This window comes from Nocardia citri (genome assembly GCF_054065835.1).
Window position 1 is genome coordinate 359,499 of the sequence record NZ_JBSUQM010000001.1, and the last position, 17,556, is coordinate 377,054.

Sequence of the window (17,556 nt, forward strand, 5' to 3'; positions counted from 1 at the left end):
CGGTGACCGGTTGTGCGCCAGCGGCGAGCACAGGCGCGGTCACCCTGGACTACGAGATGGACTGCGCAGCGGTTCAATCACTCGCGCGAGAGGTACTCCGCGCATGAGACGCTCGGGAGATTCGTGTGAGCCGTCACAGCTTGCGTGTACGTATACATCTACGTATAGTGAGTTCATGCCCAATAAGACGATCTACGTTGCCGATGACGATCTGCCACTGTTCCAGCGTGCGCAGGAGCTGGTCGGCGGCAATCTTTCGGGGGCGGTGACCACCGCGCTGCGGCGGTTCATCGAACTGGAGGAGGGCAGATTGGAGGGCTACGACGAGGTAGTGCTGCGGGTCGGTCACAACGGCGTGCGCCAGGTCCGCTTCTCCGGTGCCCTGCTCGGCGAGCACCGCGACGTGAACGAAGAGCGCATGGAACACGTCCGGGTATACCGCAGTCGGAAAGGCAAGTTCGTCATGCACGCCCAGTACTCGAACTGGGACGAATATCCGCAGAGCACCAACTGGGTCAAGGATCTGACGAACTGGCGTCGCATGCTCGGCGTCGGTGATCAGGACTGGGGCGACTTCATCTTCGAGATCGTCGATTCGCTCGGCGAATTGAAGGGAAAGATTCCGGACAAGCTCTACGAGCGGGTGGCCCAGATCGCCGACCGTCCGCCCGTCGAGGAACTCGACATCTAGTCGAACCCGACCAGCCGAATACACCTCACTCGACGCCGCACCGGACTCCGGTCGCGGTGCGGGTAATCCATGCTGTCATTAGCACTATTTTATGTAATTCCTCGAAAGGCAAACCATGACCAACGGTCATCGAGCCCCCGCCATTTCGGCGCAGGGCCTGCGTAAATCGTTCGGTGAGCAGGTGGTGCTCGACGGCATCGACATCACGGTCCCGGAGGGCACGATCTACTCCCTCCTCGGCCCGAACGGTGCGGGCAAGACCACCACCGTGCAGATTCTCACCACACTGCTGCGGCCCGATGCGGGTGAGATACGCGTCGACGGCCATGATCTGGTCGCCGAACCAGATGCCGTGCGCATCGCGATCGGTGTCACCGGCCAGTTCTCCGCGGTCGACGAATTGCTGACCGGCCGCGAAAACCTGGTCCTGATGGGCGATCTGCATCATCTGCCGCGCCGGGAGAGCAAGCGTCTGGCGGCCGAGCTCCTGGAGCGTTTCGATCTGGTCGAAGCCGGTGACAAGACCGCGGCCACCTACTCCGGCGGTATGGTGCGGCGGCTCGATCTGGCCATGACGCTGGTCGGCGACCCCCGCATCATCTTCCTGGACGAGCCGACCACCGGCCTGGATCCGCGCAGTAGGCGCACGATCTGGGACATGATCCGCACACTGGTCGATGACTACAGCGTGACCGTCTTCCTCACTACCCAGTACCTCGAGGAGGCCGATCAACTGGCCGACCGGATCGCGGTGCTCGACCACGGCCGGATTGTCGCCGAGGGCACGGCCGCCGAATTGAAGCGACGCATACCCGGCGGGCATATCCGCCTGGAATTCGCCGATCAGCTCGGGCTCGCCCGCGCGGCAACGGCATTGGGACCGGACGCGCGTGTCGTCGATGACGCGTCCGAGGAGGAGTTCACTCTCGCGGTCCCGAGCGATGGCGGTGTCAAGTCGCTGCGCGCGGTACTCGACCGGCTCGACTACGAACAGATCGAGGTCGCCGGACTTTCCGTGCACACCCCGACCCTCGACGACGTTTTCCTCACCCTCACCGGACATCCCACTGCCGAAAAGGAGACCGTGCGATGAGCAAGCGAACAACGGGCACAGCCACATTCGTGGTCATGACGGAGCCGAGCGACAGCGAGGCGCAATCATGACCGGGATGGCCTACGCGCTCGCCGACTCGAAAACGATGCTGCGGCGCAATCTGCTTCATGCGAAGCGGTATCCGAGCATGACCTTCAGCATCATCCTGATGCCGATCATCCTGCTGCTCACGTTCAACTTCGTTTTCGGTGGCGCATTGCAGAAATCGTCCGGTGGTAACTACATCGACTACCTGACCCCGGGCATGCTGTTGATGATCCCGGCGTATTTGACCGCGGGCGTGGCGGTTTCGGTCTGCACCGATACCACCAAGGGCATTGTGAATCGGTTTCGCACGATGGCGATTTCACAGTCCTCGGTACTTGCCGGACACGTGGTCGGCGCATTGATCCAGGGCGTGCTCGGTATCGCCGCCATGGTTGGTGTCGCGGTGCTCGTCGGATTCCGGCCGTCGGCGAATGTCATCGAGTGGATCGCCGCATTCGGACTGCTCGCCATGCTCGTTTTCGCACTCACCTGGATCGCGGTCGGCATGGGGCTGGTCGCGCAGACTCCGGAGAGCGCGAGCAATATGCCCTTCCCGCTGATCATGCTGCCATTCCTCGGCAGCGGCTTGGTCGGCACCGACACCATGCCGGTCGGGATGCGTCAGTTCGCCGAGTACCAGCCGTTCACCCCGCTCACCGAAACCATCCGCGGCCTGCTGATGGGCACGGAGATCGGCGATAACGGCATCATCGCCATCGCCTGGTGCGTCGGCCTCACACTGGTCGGATACTTCTGGTCGACCTCGGCCTTCCGCAAGCAGGCCCAGCGCTGAATCACCGAAAACTTCGATCCCCCCACCGAATTCGGCGGGGGGATCGAGTCGTATCAGACCGTGCCGGACAGCAGCGTCTCGCCTGTCGAGGCCAACCGGATCTGCACTTCCCGAATCTGATCCGGGGTTTTATCGATCGTCCGGTCGATCGTCAGCTCGGTGCCGGGTTCGGCCGGCCACTGATCGAGTTTGGCCTGGCTGCCATCGGTGCCGATGACGTACAGGTCGAGATTCCAGCTGTACTTCAGGTCGCTCGGCCCATAGCTGCAGGTCATCACGATCCGGGTCTTGTCATCGGCGCGTACGACCTTGAAGCTGGCCGTCACCGGATTCGGTTTGATCGGTTGCATACTGCGTTCGGCCACAACCTGTTCGGAGCTGCTCGGCTGATTCGCCGTGGTAATCGTGGCGACCACCGGAACCGCGATGGCCACCGCCGCGGCGGCCGCCGCGATCGCCGCGCCGACGGCCGCCCACCGGCCGCGCCGCCGGCGCTTCTCGGCCGCATTGGCAAGCCGGGGCAGCAACTGTGCGGGGGGATTCACCTCGGCCGCAGGCTCTTGCGGCGGCTCGATCATAGCCAGCGCGGTGTCGGCCTCGACCATGGCGAGCAGACCCGGGAGCCCGGCGAGGTCGGCCACCCCCGCACGGCATACCGGGCACCCCGCCAGATGCTCTTCGTACTCGCGCCGCTCGGGGCGGGTCAGGGAGCCGAGAACGTACGGTGCATCCCACGTCGAGTAGTCGTCGGCGATATCCGTCATTGATTCGTCACCCCCATCTCCTGTAGTGCCAGCCGTAGCGCGCGCATGCCGTAGTGCATGCGGGATTTCACCGTGCCCGCCGGGATATCGAGTTCCTCGGCGATCTGGTGGGTGGAAAGGCCTCGATAGTAGGCCCGCACGATCACCTCGCGATGATCGCCGCTGAGTCTGTTCAGCGCGTCCGCGACCAGCCAGCCGTCGAGGGCGCGGTCGGCCTGATCCGGTGCCGGCTGCTCCGGCGGGTTATCGGTGCGGAATTCGCGTCGACTGCGGGCGCTGCGGTGCTCATCCACGGCGAGATTGCGCGCGACCGTGAACAACCACGCCCGCGCCGATGTCGTCGATTGATCGAGCACGCTCGGGCGCTGCCACGCCCGCAACAACGTCTCTTGCACGATGTCCTCGGCCCGACCGGGGTCGCGAACCAAACCGAGCGTGTACCGCCATAACGCCGAAGCATGTTCCTGATATAGAACCCGCATGAGCTCGGCTTGTTCTTCGGGCATTCGTCACCTCCCGCACATCCCACGAATCAGGAGGGCCAAACGGTTCAATGCTCGCCGGCATGTCAATTACGCTCGAGTTCGATCGGATGTGTCGCGAGCAGAGATAGGGGCAGCGGCTGGCGGCGCAGCACATGCGCCCACAGGTCAGGGCGGCCGGTGCTGATCGGATCCGAGGGCAGCGCCGACAGGACGATCCAGTCGTTGTTCTGCAGTTCGCCCTCGAGTTGACCGAAGGTCCAACCCGCATATCCGGCGAAGATCCGCAGCCCCTCGATCAGCGGGGTGATCTGCTCCGGGTCCGCGTCGAGATCGACGAGTACCACGCGGCCATCGATGCGGCGCAGCCCACGCACGCCGGCGATCGACGCGCCGACCCGCACGGTGGCCAGGCACAGTGCGGCGTCCCGCTTGACCGGGCCGCCGATGAACAGTGTGCGCGGTGGGGCTGCCGCCTCGGCCCAGCGCGGGAGCACATCGTGCACCGCGGTATCACTCGGACGGTTGAGCACCACGCCGAGGCTGCCCGCCTCGTTGTGCTCGATGATGTACACGACGGTGCGCCGGAAGGTCGGCTCGACCAGTTCGGTCGCCGATACCAGCAGGGTGCCCGCGCGCACCACCTGCTTGCCCTGCCGGAAATCGCGTCGCCTACGGTCACCGTGTCCGCCGCGAGTTTTCCGATCGTCCGGGTCATCTCCGCGTGCCACCCCGACATCATCGCACTGGCGGGGGCGGTTCGTCGCTCGTGCGGCGTGGCGGATTTCCGGAGCGGCCGCCAGCCGACCCTTTCGAGCGACCTGCACGCAGTCGCCAGCGGTGGCTCGATCGCCCCAAAACGGACCCGGCTAGGGTGTGGCCATGGAACGGCCCGAGGTTCTCCTCGACAACGCTGACACTGTGTACGACTTCTATCGCGACCACCGGCAGAACCGGCTCTCGGCGTGGGGTGCCTACGCAATTCTGGGGCGTCGATACCATCCGCGCGTCACCTATGCCGAGGGTGCGCAAAAGCTGCTGCACCAGGTGATTCGCCAGCGTAGGCCGTTGCTTGTCGCGCTCAACCACCTCTCCGAATCCGACCCGTACACCGTCGCCGCCGCGGCGTGGCGCAGCGAATTGCGGCGGGTGATCGGGCGGGTCCGTGTGCTGGCCAAGGACGAACTGTTCCTCGACCCCGGCCAGCGTCGCAAGGTCGACATGATGGGCGCAATCCCGGTATTCCGCGGTAAGGACCACGGCCTGCGGGCGGTGAATGCGGCCGGGCAACAGATGATGGATGTCTGCGCGCAGCGGCTGGCCGCCGGCGACGGCATCGCGGTCTTCCCGGAGGGCACCTGTAACGAGGTCGACCACACCGAGGTGCAGCCGGTCGGCAGCGGGATCGGGCATATCGCGTTCCGCGCCATGAAGTTGGGTGCGCGGCCGGTGCTGGTCAGCCTCGGTTTGAGCTATGGGCCGCGACCCGATCCGACCGTGCCGGTCACCACGGAGCAGGCCAGGGCGGCCAGCTTCTATTTCGGGGTGCCGATCACCGAGCTGCCGGGTAAGCCCGCGGAGATCGCCCGGCTGGTGCGCACGGATCTGCAGCAGGCGCTCGACGGAGCCGTCGCAGCGTACTGACACCTACAGCGGCAGGCCGAACTTCTCGCGCGCCCACTGGGGAACCGTCGCGATGTACTCCGGTTGTGACTGGACGAAGTGCCGCACCAGGGGACACATCGGCAGAATGCCGAAACCTTCCTGACGTGAGGCGTTCAATGCCGCCTGCACCAGCACCCGGCCGTCTGCTCGGCCGGCGTGCCTGGGATCGAGCTCGGTGCGGATGAAGGCCCGCTCTGCGCCGGCGTCCTGATATTCGGCGTAGCCGGCGATGGCACCGTCGACGTAGATCTCGAAGCGTTCCAGCGCGAAGTTGTTGCGGACCTCAGTCGACATGGCTCGACGTTACTCCGGTGGGTGCGGATGGCTATGCACCGCAATACCAATCGCCGATCGCCCGCTCGACTTGTCTACCGGCGTCCAGCTGACCAGAATGCTCATGGTCGCGCCGAGCGCTTCCGACAGCGGCGTGCGCCGAGCTCGGAGGCGGAACCACGGGCGACCTGCGAACGCCGCCAATCGAATACAGCAAAAGGCCCGGCGGAGGTGCGAAACATGACCGGTCAGGTCAGCATCGAACACGCCGACCAGGCGCCGTCGCGGTAGCGCACCACCGACACTGCGCGGTGGCTCGACATGCGCGCCTGGAAACCGCCCTCGACAATGTGGGGATGACATCCGTGCCCCGGGTGGTGATCGCCCCGGACAAGTTCAAGGGCTCGCTGACCGCTCCTGAGGTCGCGGCCGCCCTGGCCGCAGGCCTCACGCGCGCCTGCCCGGACACGGAGATCCGCCAGGTGCCGGTTGCGGATGGTGGTGAGGGAACCGTCGACGCATTCGTTGCCGCTGGCTGGGAGCGGATCGAGGTCGATGCGCCGGGGCCGACGGGAGTGGCCGACACCGCTGCCTACGCGGTGCGGGCAACCACGGCGGTGATCGAATTGGCCGCAGCGGTCGGGCTGGCGAAACTCCCAGGGGGACAACCCGATCCGTTGGGCGCGCACACCTATGGACTCGGTGTCGTCATCGCACATGCGCTGGATCGAGGAGTAACCGATATCGTCCTCGGGTTGGGTGGCAGCGCCTCCACCGACGGCGGGGCGGGTATGCTGCGGGCACTCGGCGCCCGAATATTCGACGTTGACGGCGCTGAATTATCTTCCGGCGCAGCGATCTTGGCGCATGCCGCGCGATTGGACCGCATCGGATTGCATCCACGGATCGCGACGACAACCTTCACCGTGGCCTGCGATGTCGACAACCCGCTACTCGGTCCGACCGGCGCGGTCGCGGTATATGCGCCGCAGAAGGGCGCGACACCGGCGGACCTGGCCGTTCTCGAAGCGGCACTGACGAAGTGGGCGGCCGTTGTCGCACCAGAGTTCGCGGAGGTACCCGGCGCGGGTGCGGCGGGCGGCACCGGATTCGGCGCACTCGCGGTGCTCGGTGCACAGGTTCGCAGCGGCATCGAGGTCGTACTCGAACTCCTCGATTTTCCAACGCTTCTCGACGGGGCCACCCTGGTCATCACCGGCGAAGGCGCGCTCGACGTCCAAAGCCTGCACGGCAAGGCCCCGATCGGTGTCTGCGAGGCCGCGCGCGCAGCGAATATCCCAGTGGTGGCCGCTGTCGGCCGAACGCAATTGACACCCAACGAGATTCGAGTGGCAGGTTTCACCGCCTGCTACGCCCTCGCCGATTTGGAATCGGACCCCGCCCGCTCGATTGCCGATGCGGCACCCTTACTCGCTCGCGTCGGCGAGCAAATAGCTGTCGACAACCTGTGACATGTGCCTGGGCGGTTCGGACTGGTCGCCTACCGCGCGCGGATCGAGCGACTTGCGATTGCGCAGACGTCGGAAGTAAATCAAGATCACCGACCAGAAGCTGTGGCAGGCGTTGACCGAGCGTTCACCAAGCGGTACTGGGTGCCGGGGTATTGGGGTGCCGAGATACTCGGGTGCCGGCTTCGACAGACTGGCTAATGCTGCGGTAAGCCCCAGCAGGGGTAGTCGCGGCCGACGTCCACAAGGCCGACGCTCTGCGGCGTTCGACAGATCACGTGCGGTTTGTGGCGATAATCCACAACCAAATGCAGAGTCGCGGCCTTGTCACCGGTGAATGTCTGATGGCATTGGGAACAATGGCACACATTGTGCGCGCTCAATGGCCACCAGCACTGACATCCCCGGCATTTCACCGTCTCCGGCGATCTCGTCTTCATGATCACTCATCCATTCGCGCAACCCGGATGCGCTCCGCCGTCAATACCGCGGTCCTACCCGCACCGAGCGTCGTCACACCTTCATCGTCGATCGCCGAAAACCATCCTGCCATGGCATCGTCTCACCCGCGCGTTCCCGTGCCCAACCCCTATCCGGGCGGACCATGGATACTCCACTGGGGCGCACGATTTTTGCGTCGGGCGTGGAGATCTGCCGGAAATGCGGCTCGTCGAAAGGTCTCTCATCCAGGGCGCGGCAGCAGCTGTCGAATATGCGGATGATCCGCGCGGTGTCGAACCAGTAGTCGAGCTCGGCTCGGTCCGTTGCTTGCGGCGGCTCGAGTCTGTCGGATCTCGCCGCTGTGGGCATCGGTCACGACATGGCGCGGTGTCCGTACGGGCGACGCTTGCGGTAGGTGGGCACCAAAAGAAAAGAGAGCAGTGCTCTTGACTTGACGCAAATCGCTGTGGAACACTGATCGCAATAGAGAGCAGTGATCACAAAGGAGTCCGAAGTGAACGCCAGCACCCGTTATCTCGCCCCCACCGGCATGGAACCGATCATGAACAAGATCGCCAACTGGCTGCCTCGCCTCGGCATCAGCGTCATGGGGTCGCGGCTGTTGGCGGTGCGCGGACGTAAGAGTGGCGAATGGCGCACCACCATGGTCAATCTGCTGACCGAGGCCGATGGCACCCGCTACCTGGTCGCGCCGCGCGGTCACACCCAGTGGGTGCGGAACCTGCGCGTCGCCGGCAGTGGTGAACTGCGGCTGGGCCGCAAGGTCGAGGCGTTCACGGCGACCGAGGTAACCGATGCGGACAAGGTGCCGCTGCTGCGCCTCTACCTGCAGAAGTGGGGCTGGGAGGTCGGCAAGTTCTTCGAGGGCCTCACCAAGGACGCCACCGACGCTGAGCTGGCCGAGATCGCACCGGGCTTCCCGGTTTTCCGACTCGCGTAGTGCGACAAGCTGATTCGGCACGCTGTTCGAGCGACCCGCAAGCAGTCGCTAGCGTTGGATCAGGAATTCGATGGCCGCGGCATAACCGTGGATCCCCATCCCGGCCACCACGGCGGTGGCGATGGGGGAGATGTAGGAGTGACGCCGGAACTCCTCACGCGCGTGCACATTGCTGATGTGCACCTCGACAATCGGGAGTTCCGGAATCACCAGCGCATCACGCAGTGCGACCGAAGTATGCGTGAGCCCACCCGGATTGATGACAATGCCCGACTCGACGCCGCGCGCCCGGTGGATCCGATCGATCAGCGCCGCTTCGGAATTCGACTGGAACGCATCGATCTCGCGGCCGAACCGGGCGGCGGTCCGACGACACAATGCGACGACATCGTCGAGGGTGTCCGACCCGTAGACCTCCGGCTGGCGGATGCCGAGCATATTGAGGTTCGGGCCGTTGATAACCAGAATCGGGCCAGGTGTCGACATGGCTAAGACACTAGCCCGCCCTGTTCTACAGTCCCTGCGGACCTTCCGACCGTAGGTCGTCCACCTTCCGCATGGCGGTGCGCAGCTCCTCGAGCCAGTCCTCGGCATGCTTGCCCGCCAACTTCACCGTCCACGCCAGCGCATCCGCCCGCGAGCGCGCCACACCGGAATCGACGAGCGTGTCGAGCACCTTGCGCTCCGGCTGCCGCAGTCGCGTCATCACCGGAACCGCCAAGTGTGTGAACATGATTCGTTCGCCGTCCACCGAAACGCCCCAGGCGACACTGCGTCCGTAGCGGCGCTGTGCCTCATTCGCGATCTGCATGCGGGCCGGGCGGGTGGTCTCGCGGAAGCGGGCGATGGCGCCCTCCTTCGTCGCGGCCGGAACCTCATCGGCGGGAGTGTCCTGCTTTTCCGATACCGGAGCCCGCAGTTCGCCGACCACCACGATCTCGTCTCGGTCGATTTCGATGACGGGCGGCCCGGCGAACCAGTCGCTTGGCAACCTGCCAGCGAACCAGTCGGGTGCATCCGCGGGATCCGGTAGATCGGCCTGCTGCCAGCCGCCCGGTCGTCCGAAGCCGCGTCCCCGATGCTCATGCCTCATTGGGATTCACCTACTTACTGTGGTGCCTGTATTTCACTGATTACAAGATTACGTCACAATGTGCGCTGGTGGTTCCGCTCTGTGCGAACGGTTTCGGTCGCTGGCCGTGCGGGTACGCCGAATAAAGGTGTGCGCTGGTCAACGAGGCCCTGCGCGAGTGAAACGCGGATGCGCGTCGCCGAAACGCCGACGTGGGCCGTTTTCTGACAAGTTCGTGTTCCGGCCGGTACGGTTGCGGCGCCGGGTGTCGCAACGAGACCGGAGAACGTCCATGATCAACCAGCCCGAGCGCAGGCTTCGGGCGCAATCGGAGATACTGAGCATGGGTAAAGTCCGGCTGACGCGGCGCGGCGGGCAGCTAATTACAGGTACGGTGGTCTTGTTGCTGGAGTGACAAGAGTAAAGAGTGGGCGACATGGATGTGTGGGGATCCCGCCGCTATCGCGTCCGGGGCGCAATCGCACTCTCGGGGGTGGTGGCGCTGGCTATCGCAATTGGTGGGTGTGGTTCGGATGTGAAGCGCAGTGAAGCGGAGTACGTCGTCGATCGCTTCACCGCCCTGCTCGACGAGCAGAACTACGCCAAGGCCGCGGAACTCACTTCCTATCCCACAGCCGCATCCGCGACGCTGAAACAAATGTTCGCCGGACTGCAGCCGAGCAAGGTCGACTACCAGAAAACCCAATTCATCGGCCTGGACCGCGAGGCCGGGCTGTTCAGCATGGATGTGGCCTGGAACTTCGGCGAGAGCAAGACCTGGCGATACAGCCTGCAGGGCAATGTGCGCAAGTTGGCGATCGGCTGGCGCATCTCCTGGGATCCCGCCGTCGTCATGCCGCAACTGGACCACAACCGCACGGTCCGTCTCGTACGCACCACGCCGACCCCACCGCCGCGGGTCAAGGACATATTCGGCGACGCGCTGATGACCGAGCAAGTCATCAACGTGGTCGAACTCGATCCCGCGAAGACGACCGATCCGGTGGCCTCGACCGACGCGCTGGCCAAGGCCATCGAACCGGTCGCGCCGCTGATCACCGGACCGTCGCTGATGCAGCAGCTGTCGACCGCACAGGGCAAGCCGATCATCGCGGTGAATCTGCGCGAAGCCGATTTCGCGATCCTGGAACCCGCGCTGTCGCGGGTGCCCGGTGTGGTCATGGAGAAGCAGCCGCAGCTGATCTCCGCCGACCGCCGGACCTGGTCGCCGCTGCTGGACGCGCTGCGCAAGGTGTGGCAGGACAGCCAGGATCAGCATTCCGGTTGGGGTGTGCAGATCTTCGAGCAGGACGGACGTTTCGTCGGCCAGATCGCCGGCTATCAGGGCCCGCCCGGTCCGGATATCGCGGCCACCATGGATCAGCGCCTGCAGCGCGCCGCCGAGGACGCGGTGGTGAGCGTCGGCACACCCGCCTCGATCGTGGCGATTCAACCGTCCAGCGGCGCGGTCGTCGCCGTCGCGCAGAATACGCAGGCCAGTGAGCACGGTTCGGTCGCGTTCACGGGGCTCTATCCGGTCGGCACCAATATCGAGCTGTTCCGCAATGTCGCCTCGGTGTTGAAGAAGAAGGCACCGCAGGACGTTTCGGTCCAGGACGCGGCCGAATCCGCGCCGAATCTCGGCGTCGGAGTCGATTACAAGGTGCCGGGATTGGACGAGGTGACCGGCCGGGTCGCGGTGGCGGGTCGCAGTGCCGAGCAGGTGCGCCAGGGCGGCGGTACGGATGCGGTACTGGCCAGTCCGTTCGGCATGGCGATCGCCGCGGCCGCCATCGCGCGCGGGCAGGTGGCGCCGCCGATGATCGAGGCCGGCCACCCCAGCACCACGGCCGCGCAGGTCCCCGAGATGTCACCGGAACTCACCGACCGGCTGCGCGCCATGTTGCGCGACGGCGCGAGCCGACCGGAATTCGCGCCGCTGCGGCCCTACCGCGATGTCATCGGTTTCATAGCCACCGCGGGCAATGACGGTTGGCTCATCGCGAACGCCGGGGATCTGGCCCTCGCGATCCACATCAACGATGCCGACAGCGGCGACGCGACCGCGCGGATGGCGGCCAGACTGTTCCAATCTCTGGCCAAACCGGAGCTGTGATCAGTTGACGGCCTTGCTGGCCGCGCGCCAGCCGAGCAGGAACAGCGCGAGCACACACGCCGCGACAATGATGAAACTGAATGCCGTGCCCTGACCACCGATCACGCGCAGCACCATGCCGCCGCAGAGTGTGCCGAGCCAGACCAGAATTCCGGTGGGCCACAGCGCCGTTGCGTCGAACCCCGCCCGCCCCTGTTCGCCCGATGTCCGGCTCGCCACGGCGACCGCGAGCGCCCAACCAATCGCGAGTCCCACCGCGAACGGCCACACCGTCTTCAGCAGTCCGGTGAATATCGCCTCGTCATGGCTGCGCCGTCCGATCGCGCAGAACAAGACGACCAGCAGCGCGTCCACCACCAACGGCACCATTTTCCTCACCTGGGTCAGCGTAGTAGTGCGCCCATTGGTCGCTGGTAGGCGACATCTGCTGATGAGCTCTGGTCGCGACCGGTCACAGCGTGCGGCGCTGTTCGAATTCCTTCTCGAATTCGGCATCGTCGGCTTGCGGGGTGCGGAAGAGGAAGGCGAAGACGATCCAGCCGATGATCGCGACCAGGACGAAGCTCACCAGGCGGTAGACGAAGGCGGCGGCTACGGCCTGGGAGGCCGGCAGGGTCGCGCCCGCGGTGAGGCCGTAGATGAGAGTGGCGTCGACGTAGACGATGCCACCGGGTGCGAACGGGATCGAGCCGACGGCCTTACCCGCGGTGAATGCGATCAGCAGCCCGGCCCACTTCGGATCGGCGCCTACCGCGTAGCACGCGGCCCCGAGACACGCCACATCGGCGAAGCGGTGCACCAGCGCCCACACTGCGACCAGCACGCCATCGCGTTTGCCGAGTTCCACCGACTCCAGCTGCGCGAGCATATCGGCGATCTTGTGCAAGCCCCGGTCGGCCGGGCGTTTGCGGATCCGGTTGCGCAGCGCGAGCCCGCGGCGGAGCACGGCCTCCAGCGTGCCCGGATTCTTCGACAGATAATTGCCCGCCCACACCAGCGCGATCACACCGACCAGCGACAAGATGAGCTTGAACGGCCCGACGCGGTTGCCCACCAGCAGCGCACCACCGACGCCGAGCAGTGCGAGTCCGGCGGTCGCGATCACCCCGGACATCACCAACTGCCAGGAGGCGACGATCGGATTCGCGCCCCAGCGGCGGGTCTGGCGATAGGTGAAGGCGGTGGAGAACACCTGTCCCGCGGGCAGCGTCACCGACATCGCGGTGGCGCCGTAGACGACGGCGGCGGATTTGTGCTGGCGGACCTCCACACCACCGGCATGCAGCAATTGTTTCTGTACTCGGCTGAATCCACTCATCGACAGTGCCTGCATCCCGATACAGGCACTGACCCAACCCCAGTGAATTTCGGTGAGCTTATTCCAGGAATCGTGTAATCGCGGCCAAAGGTAGTAACCCTCGCCGATCAGCACCGCCAGCAAGGCGATGCCCGCCACCCATTTGACCCACCGGAATCTGCTCCGGCGACCACGTTTCGCCGATCTGTCGGTGGGGTCGTCGGACGGCTGCGGCGCCGGATCGCCGGCTAATTTCCCATTGGCCGTCACGCGGTCAGCCTAACGAACCGACTGATTCGCTGTCCGCATCGACGTGCGCACCATCCTTCGGCCATGTCAACCTGGTCTTTCGCCGCCGCCCGCGCAGTTGAACTTCGTCGCCCGTCAGCCAGAAGTCCTGCTCGCCCGCATCGGCGAAATACAGCGCGCTGCCCGAGGCGAGTACGCGGCCGGGTCGATCCTTGGCCAGTTCGGTCAGGCGCGATGCCTCGTTCACCGGATCGCCGATCACGGTGTATTCGAAACGGTTCGCGGCACCGATATTCCCCGCGACGGCCAGGCCCGCGGAAACGCCGATGCCGATATCTAGTCCGGGCACCTCGCGCAGGACTTCGCGCAGCTCACGGGCGGCGGCCAGGGCGGCGGTCGGCGCGTCCGGGCGGTCCAGCGGTGCGCCGAAAATCGCCAGTGCGGCATCACCCATGAACTTATTGACAAAGCCGTGGTGCCGATCGATCACGTCGACCACGATGCGGAAGAACTCATTGAGCAGGCTGACCACCTCGGTCGGCGGTCGCTCCGCGGCGGTCGCGGTGGACCCGACCATATCGACGAACAGCACCGCGACGAATCGGGTCTCGCCGCCGAGTTCGGTGCCGTAGTCCAGCGCGCGCTGAGCCACCTCCTCGCCGACATGCTGGCCGAAGAGTTCCTGCAACTGGCGGCGCTTGGCGGCCTCTTCCATCATGCGGTTGAAGCCGACCTGCAGCAGTCCGATCTCACTGCCGTCGAACACCTCGACCTGCACATCGCGCGCCCCCTCCTGCACCCGATCAATGGCCTGGCTTAGCTGGCGCACCGGGTCGGAGATGCTGGATCCGGTCAGCATCGACAGCGCCAGCGCCTGCATGATCACCACGCCGCACAGCAGCAGAATGGAAATGGCCAGCGATTGCGCGGAGAACTTCACGTTCGACGAGATCTGGGTGACGCACAGCAGCACGATGGCGATGGTGGGGGCGAAGGTGCCCATCCCCCAGGTCATCCCCATCCTGGTGCCGACGCCCGGCGTCAGCGTGTGGTTGAACGAGCCCTCGGCGAGGGCCTGCGCGGCGACCGGGCGCAGAATCCGTTCGCCGAGCATGTAGGTGAAACCGAAGACAATCGTCGCGGCCATAATTTCGGTGACGATGACCGCGCCCGCCAGCGCCGGCGCGTCCACGATGATGGTGGCCGCCAGAATGGCGCCGCCGATCAACCACAGCACCAGATGCAGGATCGCCTGGCGCAACGGTGCGTGCAGTGCGGCCATCTGCTCCTGATGACTCGGCGGCCCACCGCGCATCTGCCAGCGCATGACCGGACGCAGCATGAGCGCCGAAGCGGCCAGGCTCAGCAAACCACCGGTGGTGAAGACCAGACCGGGAATTACCAGGCCGGTGCTTCGCGCACCGGCCGCTGCACCTTCGGGAACCGGGAGTCCGTATTGGATGAACGCCCACACCAGCACCGCGCCGAAGGCATTGGCCAACAGCATCGATGTCAGGTACAGCGGCCAGCGCGTTCGCATGGTCTGTTTGACCGCTTCCAGGTGTGCGTGTTCCATGCTTCTTACCGTGGTGTAGGAAGTGTGTTCGGTATTGCTTCCAGGGGCGCTGACACGATGACCAATCTAGCGTTCGGATCATCCGAGCATGTTCGCGGCGCTCTGTGGCCATTAGGCTCGCGGAGGTGACCGACCAGAAGGTAAGTGCTCTCGGAAAAGCCACTGCTGCGCGGTCGGCTGCTGATTCTGTACACCCATTCGTCCGAGTTTCCGCTGAATGGGCGTGGCGGCTGCTGGTGATGTTCGCCGCGCTGATCGCGCTCTCGATGGTGGTGCAGAAGTTGGCGACGGTGGTGATACCGCTGGCCATCGGCCTACTGGCCGCCGCATTGCTGGCGCCGCTGGTGGATTGGATGCAGCGGCTCGGGGTGCCGAGGTCTGTGGGGGTCTTCGTCGCGCTGGTCGGATCACTCGGGGTGGTCGCCGGGATCATGACCTTCGTCGTCGAGCAGTTCATCGAGGGCGTACCGCAGCTGTCCGACGAAATCACCCACAGCGTGCACGAGATTCAGGACTGGCTGATCAATGGTCCGCTGCATCTGAGCAATGAGCAGATTCGGAATGCGGGCGACACGATCATCAAAACGATCCAATCGAACAGAGAAGGTCTTACCAGCGGGGCATTGACCACCGCGACGGTGATCGGGCATGTGCTCACCGGCGCGTTCTTGACGCTGTTCATTCTTATCTTCTTCCTTTACGGCGGCGATCAGGTCTGGCACTTCGTGACCCGGATCGTGCCGACCCCGCACCGGGAAAAGGTGCGCACCGCGGGACAACTCGGCTTCGGCACGCTGGTCGGATTCGTCCGCGCGACCGTGGTGGTGGCCCTCGTCGATGCCATCGGCATCGGCGCGGGCCTGGCGATCCTCGGGGTGCCGCTGGCACTGCCATTGGCCTCGCTGGTATTCATCAGCGCGTTCATCCCGATCGTCGGTGCGTTTCTGGCCGGGACGATCGCGGTATTCATCGCATTGGTGACCAAGGGCTGGGTGACCGCGGTAATCGTGCTCGGCATCATCATCGCGGTGATGCAGCTCGAAAGCCATGTGCTGCAACCATTGCTGCTCGGGCGGGCGGTGAGCATCCATCCGCTCGCGGTGGTGCTGTCCATTGCCGCGGGCATCGTGGTCGGCGGGATCGCCGGCGGTCTGTTGGCGGTGCCGTTCGTCGCGGTGATGAATACCGCGATCCGGTCGCTGCTGGCGGAAAGTCCGGAAGAGGCGTTCGAGGAATTGCACACCAGCGACGAGGGGCGAAGATATGCGGTGGAGCCGGATGAACCGAAGCCCGGCCGGTTCGATGTGGACGCGACATTGGAACGGGAGCTGACCCGGGAGGACCGCTCGGATGACGCGGCCGGGCCCGTCTGAGGTCGGCGCAGCCGAGCTGAGCGCCGATGACGCGGCTACCGCGCCGCTGCGGCGTGCGGTGCGGGCATTGTGGTTGGTCACGCTGCGCTACGCGGTCGGCCAGCAGCTCGCCTCGGCGCGGCATTACCAGCATCAGCAGCTGAGTTGGGTGCTTATCGCGGTGATGGCGGTCTGGCCCGGTGCGTCGGCATTCATGCTCTCGCGGTGGCACTTTGTATCGCGGGCATCAGACGCCGCCGACCACGCTGTGGGTCGCCAATGCCGTTGTCTCCGCGGCGATTCTGCGCGGCCCGTGGTGCGTGGTGTGTCCGGTGGATCAGATCGGGTGAGCTGGGGCCGAGCAGGTGGGACTCGGGGATTGCCCTGATGCGTCGGGGGTGCTGGGCTCGGTAATCTCGGATTCATGGGTGGACCCGAATCGGTATCCAACGGTGTCGGCTCCGGTGACGTGGTCGGCGATCGTGAGTTGCGCGTCTCCGATGTCGAACGCGAACATGTCGGTCAACTGTTGCAGCGAGCGGTTGGGCTCGGCATGCTCTCCCTCGGGGAGTTCACCGAGCGGATGGATACCGCGCTGGCCGCCAAGACCCGCGGCGAACTCAATGCCGTACTGATCGACCTGCCCGGCGTGCGACTCGTCGGCCAGTCCGCCGCACCGGCCTCGACATTCGTCAATGCCGCGCCCGCCTTTACCAAGCGGGTCTCCCCGCCGCTCTCGGCCCCGTCGCAGGTCATGCCGGGTAATGTGATCCGCAGCCGCCTGTCCGGCGTCAATCGCCGTGGCCCCTGGCAGGTGGCGCCCGCATTGCATCTGAACAACTGGCTCTCCGGCGTCACCCTCGATTTCACCGAGGCGATCATGTCCACCCAAGTCGTCGAGGTGCACGTCGACGACTACCTCAGCTCGCTGACGCTGATCGTCCCCACCGAGGCCACCGTCGACCTCAATGCCGTCGACCTGATCGGCTCCAGCGTCAACAACAAGGTCCGCACCGGCCCACCCCTCGGCCCCCTGCACATCGTCGTGCACGGCCGGATCCGCTTCGGCTCGATCACCGCCAAACACTCCCTGCGCGCTCAGTGGCGCAAGCTGATGGGTAGCTAGAGACGGACTCGCTGCAGTGCGGGTGTGGATCGCTGTGCGCGCGCAAGCCTGAGCACGCGCCGATTGCTCAGCTCGGCGGCCGGGTGTT

General features: G+C 65.3%; 20 protein-coding genes. 10 read left to right on the top strand and 10 right to left on the bottom strand.

Translation table 11 applies throughout. The annotated features are described in order from the left end of the window. Positions 1-175 precede the first annotated feature (175 nt). From ACW2Q0_RS01775 to ACW2Q0_RS01785, 3 genes are all read left to right on the top strand, one after another. Complete coding sequence (locus ACW2Q0_RS01775; protein WP_040697293.1) at positions 176-691, top strand: EXLDI protein; 516 nt, start codon at positions 176-178, stop codon at positions 689-691. A gap of 115 nt (positions 692-806) precedes the next feature. Further along, positions 807-1,784 carry an ATP-binding cassette domain-containing protein gene (locus ACW2Q0_RS01780; protein WP_457185364.1) on the top strand — a complete coding sequence of 326 codons (978 nt, stop codon included), beginning with the start codon at positions 807-809 and terminating at the stop codon, positions 1,782-1,784. Positions 1,785-1,851: 67 nt separating this feature from the next. After that, complete coding sequence (locus tag ACW2Q0_RS01785) at positions 1,852-2,625, top strand: ABC transporter permease (protein WP_457185366.1); 774 nt, start codon at positions 1,852-1,854, stop codon at positions 2,623-2,625. A gap of 53 nt (positions 2,626-2,678) precedes the next feature. Here the strand turns inward: ACW2Q0_RS01785 and ACW2Q0_RS01790 are convergent, their stop codons facing one another. From ACW2Q0_RS01790 to ACW2Q0_RS01800, 3 genes are all read right to left on the bottom strand, one after another. Continuing rightward, the gene (locus ACW2Q0_RS01790; protein WP_457185368.1) at positions 2,679-3,389 is read right to left on the bottom strand and encodes an anti-sigma factor family protein; all 711 of its coding nucleotides are present in this window, start codon (positions 3,387-3,389) and stop codon (positions 2,679-2,681) included. Continuing rightward, a complete protein-coding gene (locus ACW2Q0_RS01795) occupies positions 3,386-3,895 on the bottom strand; it encodes a sigma-70 family RNA polymerase sigma factor (protein WP_457185370.1) in 510 nt (169 codons plus the stop codon). Before ACW2Q0_RS01795 ends, ACW2Q0_RS01790 begins: the two co-directional genes overlap by 4 nt. A 62-nt stretch (positions 3,896-3,957) precedes the next feature. Then, positions 3,958-4,602, bottom strand: a complete 645-nt coding sequence (locus ACW2Q0_RS01800) for a YqgE/AlgH family protein (protein ID WP_457185372.1) — start codon at positions 4,600-4,602, stop codon at positions 3,958-3,960. Between the two features lie 151 nt (positions 4,603-4,753). On the opposite strand from ACW2Q0_RS01800, the gene ACW2Q0_RS01805 reads away from it, so the two are divergent. Continuing rightward, entirely contained in the window at positions 4,754-5,515 is a 762-nt protein-coding gene (locus ACW2Q0_RS01805; protein WP_457185374.1) for a lysophospholipid acyltransferase family protein, read from the top strand. A 3-nt stretch (positions 5,516-5,518) separates the two neighbouring features. Here ACW2Q0_RS01805 and ACW2Q0_RS01810 read toward each other — a convergent pair whose 3' ends face one another. Next, the gene (locus tag ACW2Q0_RS01810; RefSeq protein WP_457185376.1) at positions 5,519-5,830 is read right to left on the bottom strand and encodes a GNAT family N-acetyltransferase; all 312 of its coding nucleotides are present in this window, start codon (positions 5,828-5,830) and stop codon (positions 5,519-5,521) included. 335 nt (positions 5,831-6,165) lie between these two features. On the opposite strand from ACW2Q0_RS01810, the gene ACW2Q0_RS01815 reads away from it, so the two are divergent. Then, positions 6,166-7,281: a glycerate kinase gene (locus tag ACW2Q0_RS01815; RefSeq protein WP_457185378.1), complete on the top strand. Its 1,116-nt coding sequence runs from the start codon at positions 6,166-6,168 to the stop codon at positions 7,279-7,281. 194 nt (positions 7,282-7,475) lie between these two features. Here ACW2Q0_RS01815 and ACW2Q0_RS01820 read toward each other — a convergent pair whose 3' ends face one another. Continuing rightward, positions 7,476-7,718, bottom strand: coding sequence for an FDXHR family putative zinc-binding protein (locus ACW2Q0_RS01820; protein WP_457186065.1), 243 nt, complete (start codon positions 7,716-7,718; stop codon positions 7,476-7,478). A gap of 515 nt (positions 7,719-8,233) precedes the next feature. Here ACW2Q0_RS01820 and ACW2Q0_RS01825 point away from each other — a divergent pair. Next, positions 8,234-8,680 carry a nitroreductase family deazaflavin-dependent oxidoreductase gene (locus ACW2Q0_RS01825; protein ID WP_457185380.1) on the top strand — a complete coding sequence of 149 codons (447 nt, stop codon included), beginning with the start codon at positions 8,234-8,236 and terminating at the stop codon, positions 8,678-8,680. A 48-nt stretch (positions 8,681-8,728) separates the two neighbouring features. Here the strand turns inward: ACW2Q0_RS01825 and aroQ are convergent, their stop codons facing one another. Next, positions 8,729-9,166: a type II 3-dehydroquinate dehydratase gene (aroQ, locus tag ACW2Q0_RS01830; protein WP_457185382.1), complete on the bottom strand. Its 438-nt coding sequence runs from the start codon at positions 9,164-9,166 to the stop codon at positions 8,729-8,731. A gap of 25 nt (positions 9,167-9,191) precedes the next feature. Continuing rightward, the gene (locus tag ACW2Q0_RS01835; RefSeq protein ID WP_457185384.1) at positions 9,192-9,773 is read right to left on the bottom strand and encodes a hypothetical protein; all 582 of its coding nucleotides are present in this window, start codon (positions 9,771-9,773) and stop codon (positions 9,192-9,194) included. A 514-nt stretch (positions 9,774-10,287) separates the two neighbouring features. Here ACW2Q0_RS01835 and ACW2Q0_RS01840 point away from each other — a divergent pair. Next, positions 10,288-11,868, top strand: a complete 1,581-nt coding sequence (locus tag ACW2Q0_RS01840) for an NTF2-like N-terminal transpeptidase domain-containing protein (RefSeq protein WP_457185386.1) — start codon at positions 10,288-10,290, stop codon at positions 11,866-11,868. Here ACW2Q0_RS01840 and ACW2Q0_RS01845 read toward each other — a convergent pair whose 3' ends face one another. The 3 genes from ACW2Q0_RS01845 to ACW2Q0_RS01855 all read right to left on the bottom strand — a co-directional run bounded on the left by ACW2Q0_RS01845 (position 11,869) and on the right by ACW2Q0_RS01855 (position 14,990). Next, the gene (locus tag ACW2Q0_RS01845) at positions 11,869-12,246 is read right to left on the bottom strand and encodes a DUF3054 domain-containing protein (RefSeq protein WP_457185388.1); all 378 of its coding nucleotides are present in this window, start codon (positions 12,244-12,246) and stop codon (positions 11,869-11,871) included. Positions 12,247-12,319: 73 nt separating this feature from the next. Further along, a complete protein-coding gene (locus tag ACW2Q0_RS01850) occupies positions 12,320-13,435 on the bottom strand; it encodes a lysylphosphatidylglycerol synthase transmembrane domain-containing protein (RefSeq protein WP_457185390.1) in 1,116 nt (371 codons plus the stop codon). 4 nt (positions 13,436-13,439) lie between these two features. Further along, positions 13,440-14,990, bottom strand: a complete 1,551-nt coding sequence (locus ACW2Q0_RS01855; protein WP_457185392.1) for an adenylate/guanylate cyclase domain-containing protein — start codon at positions 14,988-14,990, stop codon at positions 13,440-13,442. A 125-nt stretch (positions 14,991-15,115) separates the two neighbouring features. Here ACW2Q0_RS01855 and ACW2Q0_RS01860 point away from each other — a divergent pair, with 125 nt between their 5' ends. From ACW2Q0_RS01860 to ACW2Q0_RS01870, 3 genes are read left to right on the top strand one after another with little or no spacing between them, the layout of a single operon-like run. Then, entirely contained in the window at positions 15,116-16,363 is a 1,248-nt protein-coding gene (locus tag ACW2Q0_RS01860) for an AI-2E family transporter (RefSeq protein WP_457185394.1), read from the top strand. Then, complete coding sequence (locus tag ACW2Q0_RS01865) at positions 16,341-16,730, top strand: hypothetical protein (protein WP_457185396.1); 390 nt, start codon at positions 16,341-16,343, stop codon at positions 16,728-16,730. The genes ACW2Q0_RS01860 and ACW2Q0_RS01865 overlap by 23 nt, the downstream gene beginning before the upstream one ends. 36 nt (positions 16,731-16,766) lie before the next feature. After that, positions 16,767-17,468: a DUF1707 SHOCT-like domain-containing protein gene (locus ACW2Q0_RS01870; RefSeq protein ID WP_457185398.1), complete on the top strand. Its 702-nt coding sequence runs from the start codon at positions 16,767-16,769 to the stop codon at positions 17,466-17,468. The last annotated feature ends 88 nt before the right edge of the window (positions 17,469-17,556 follow it).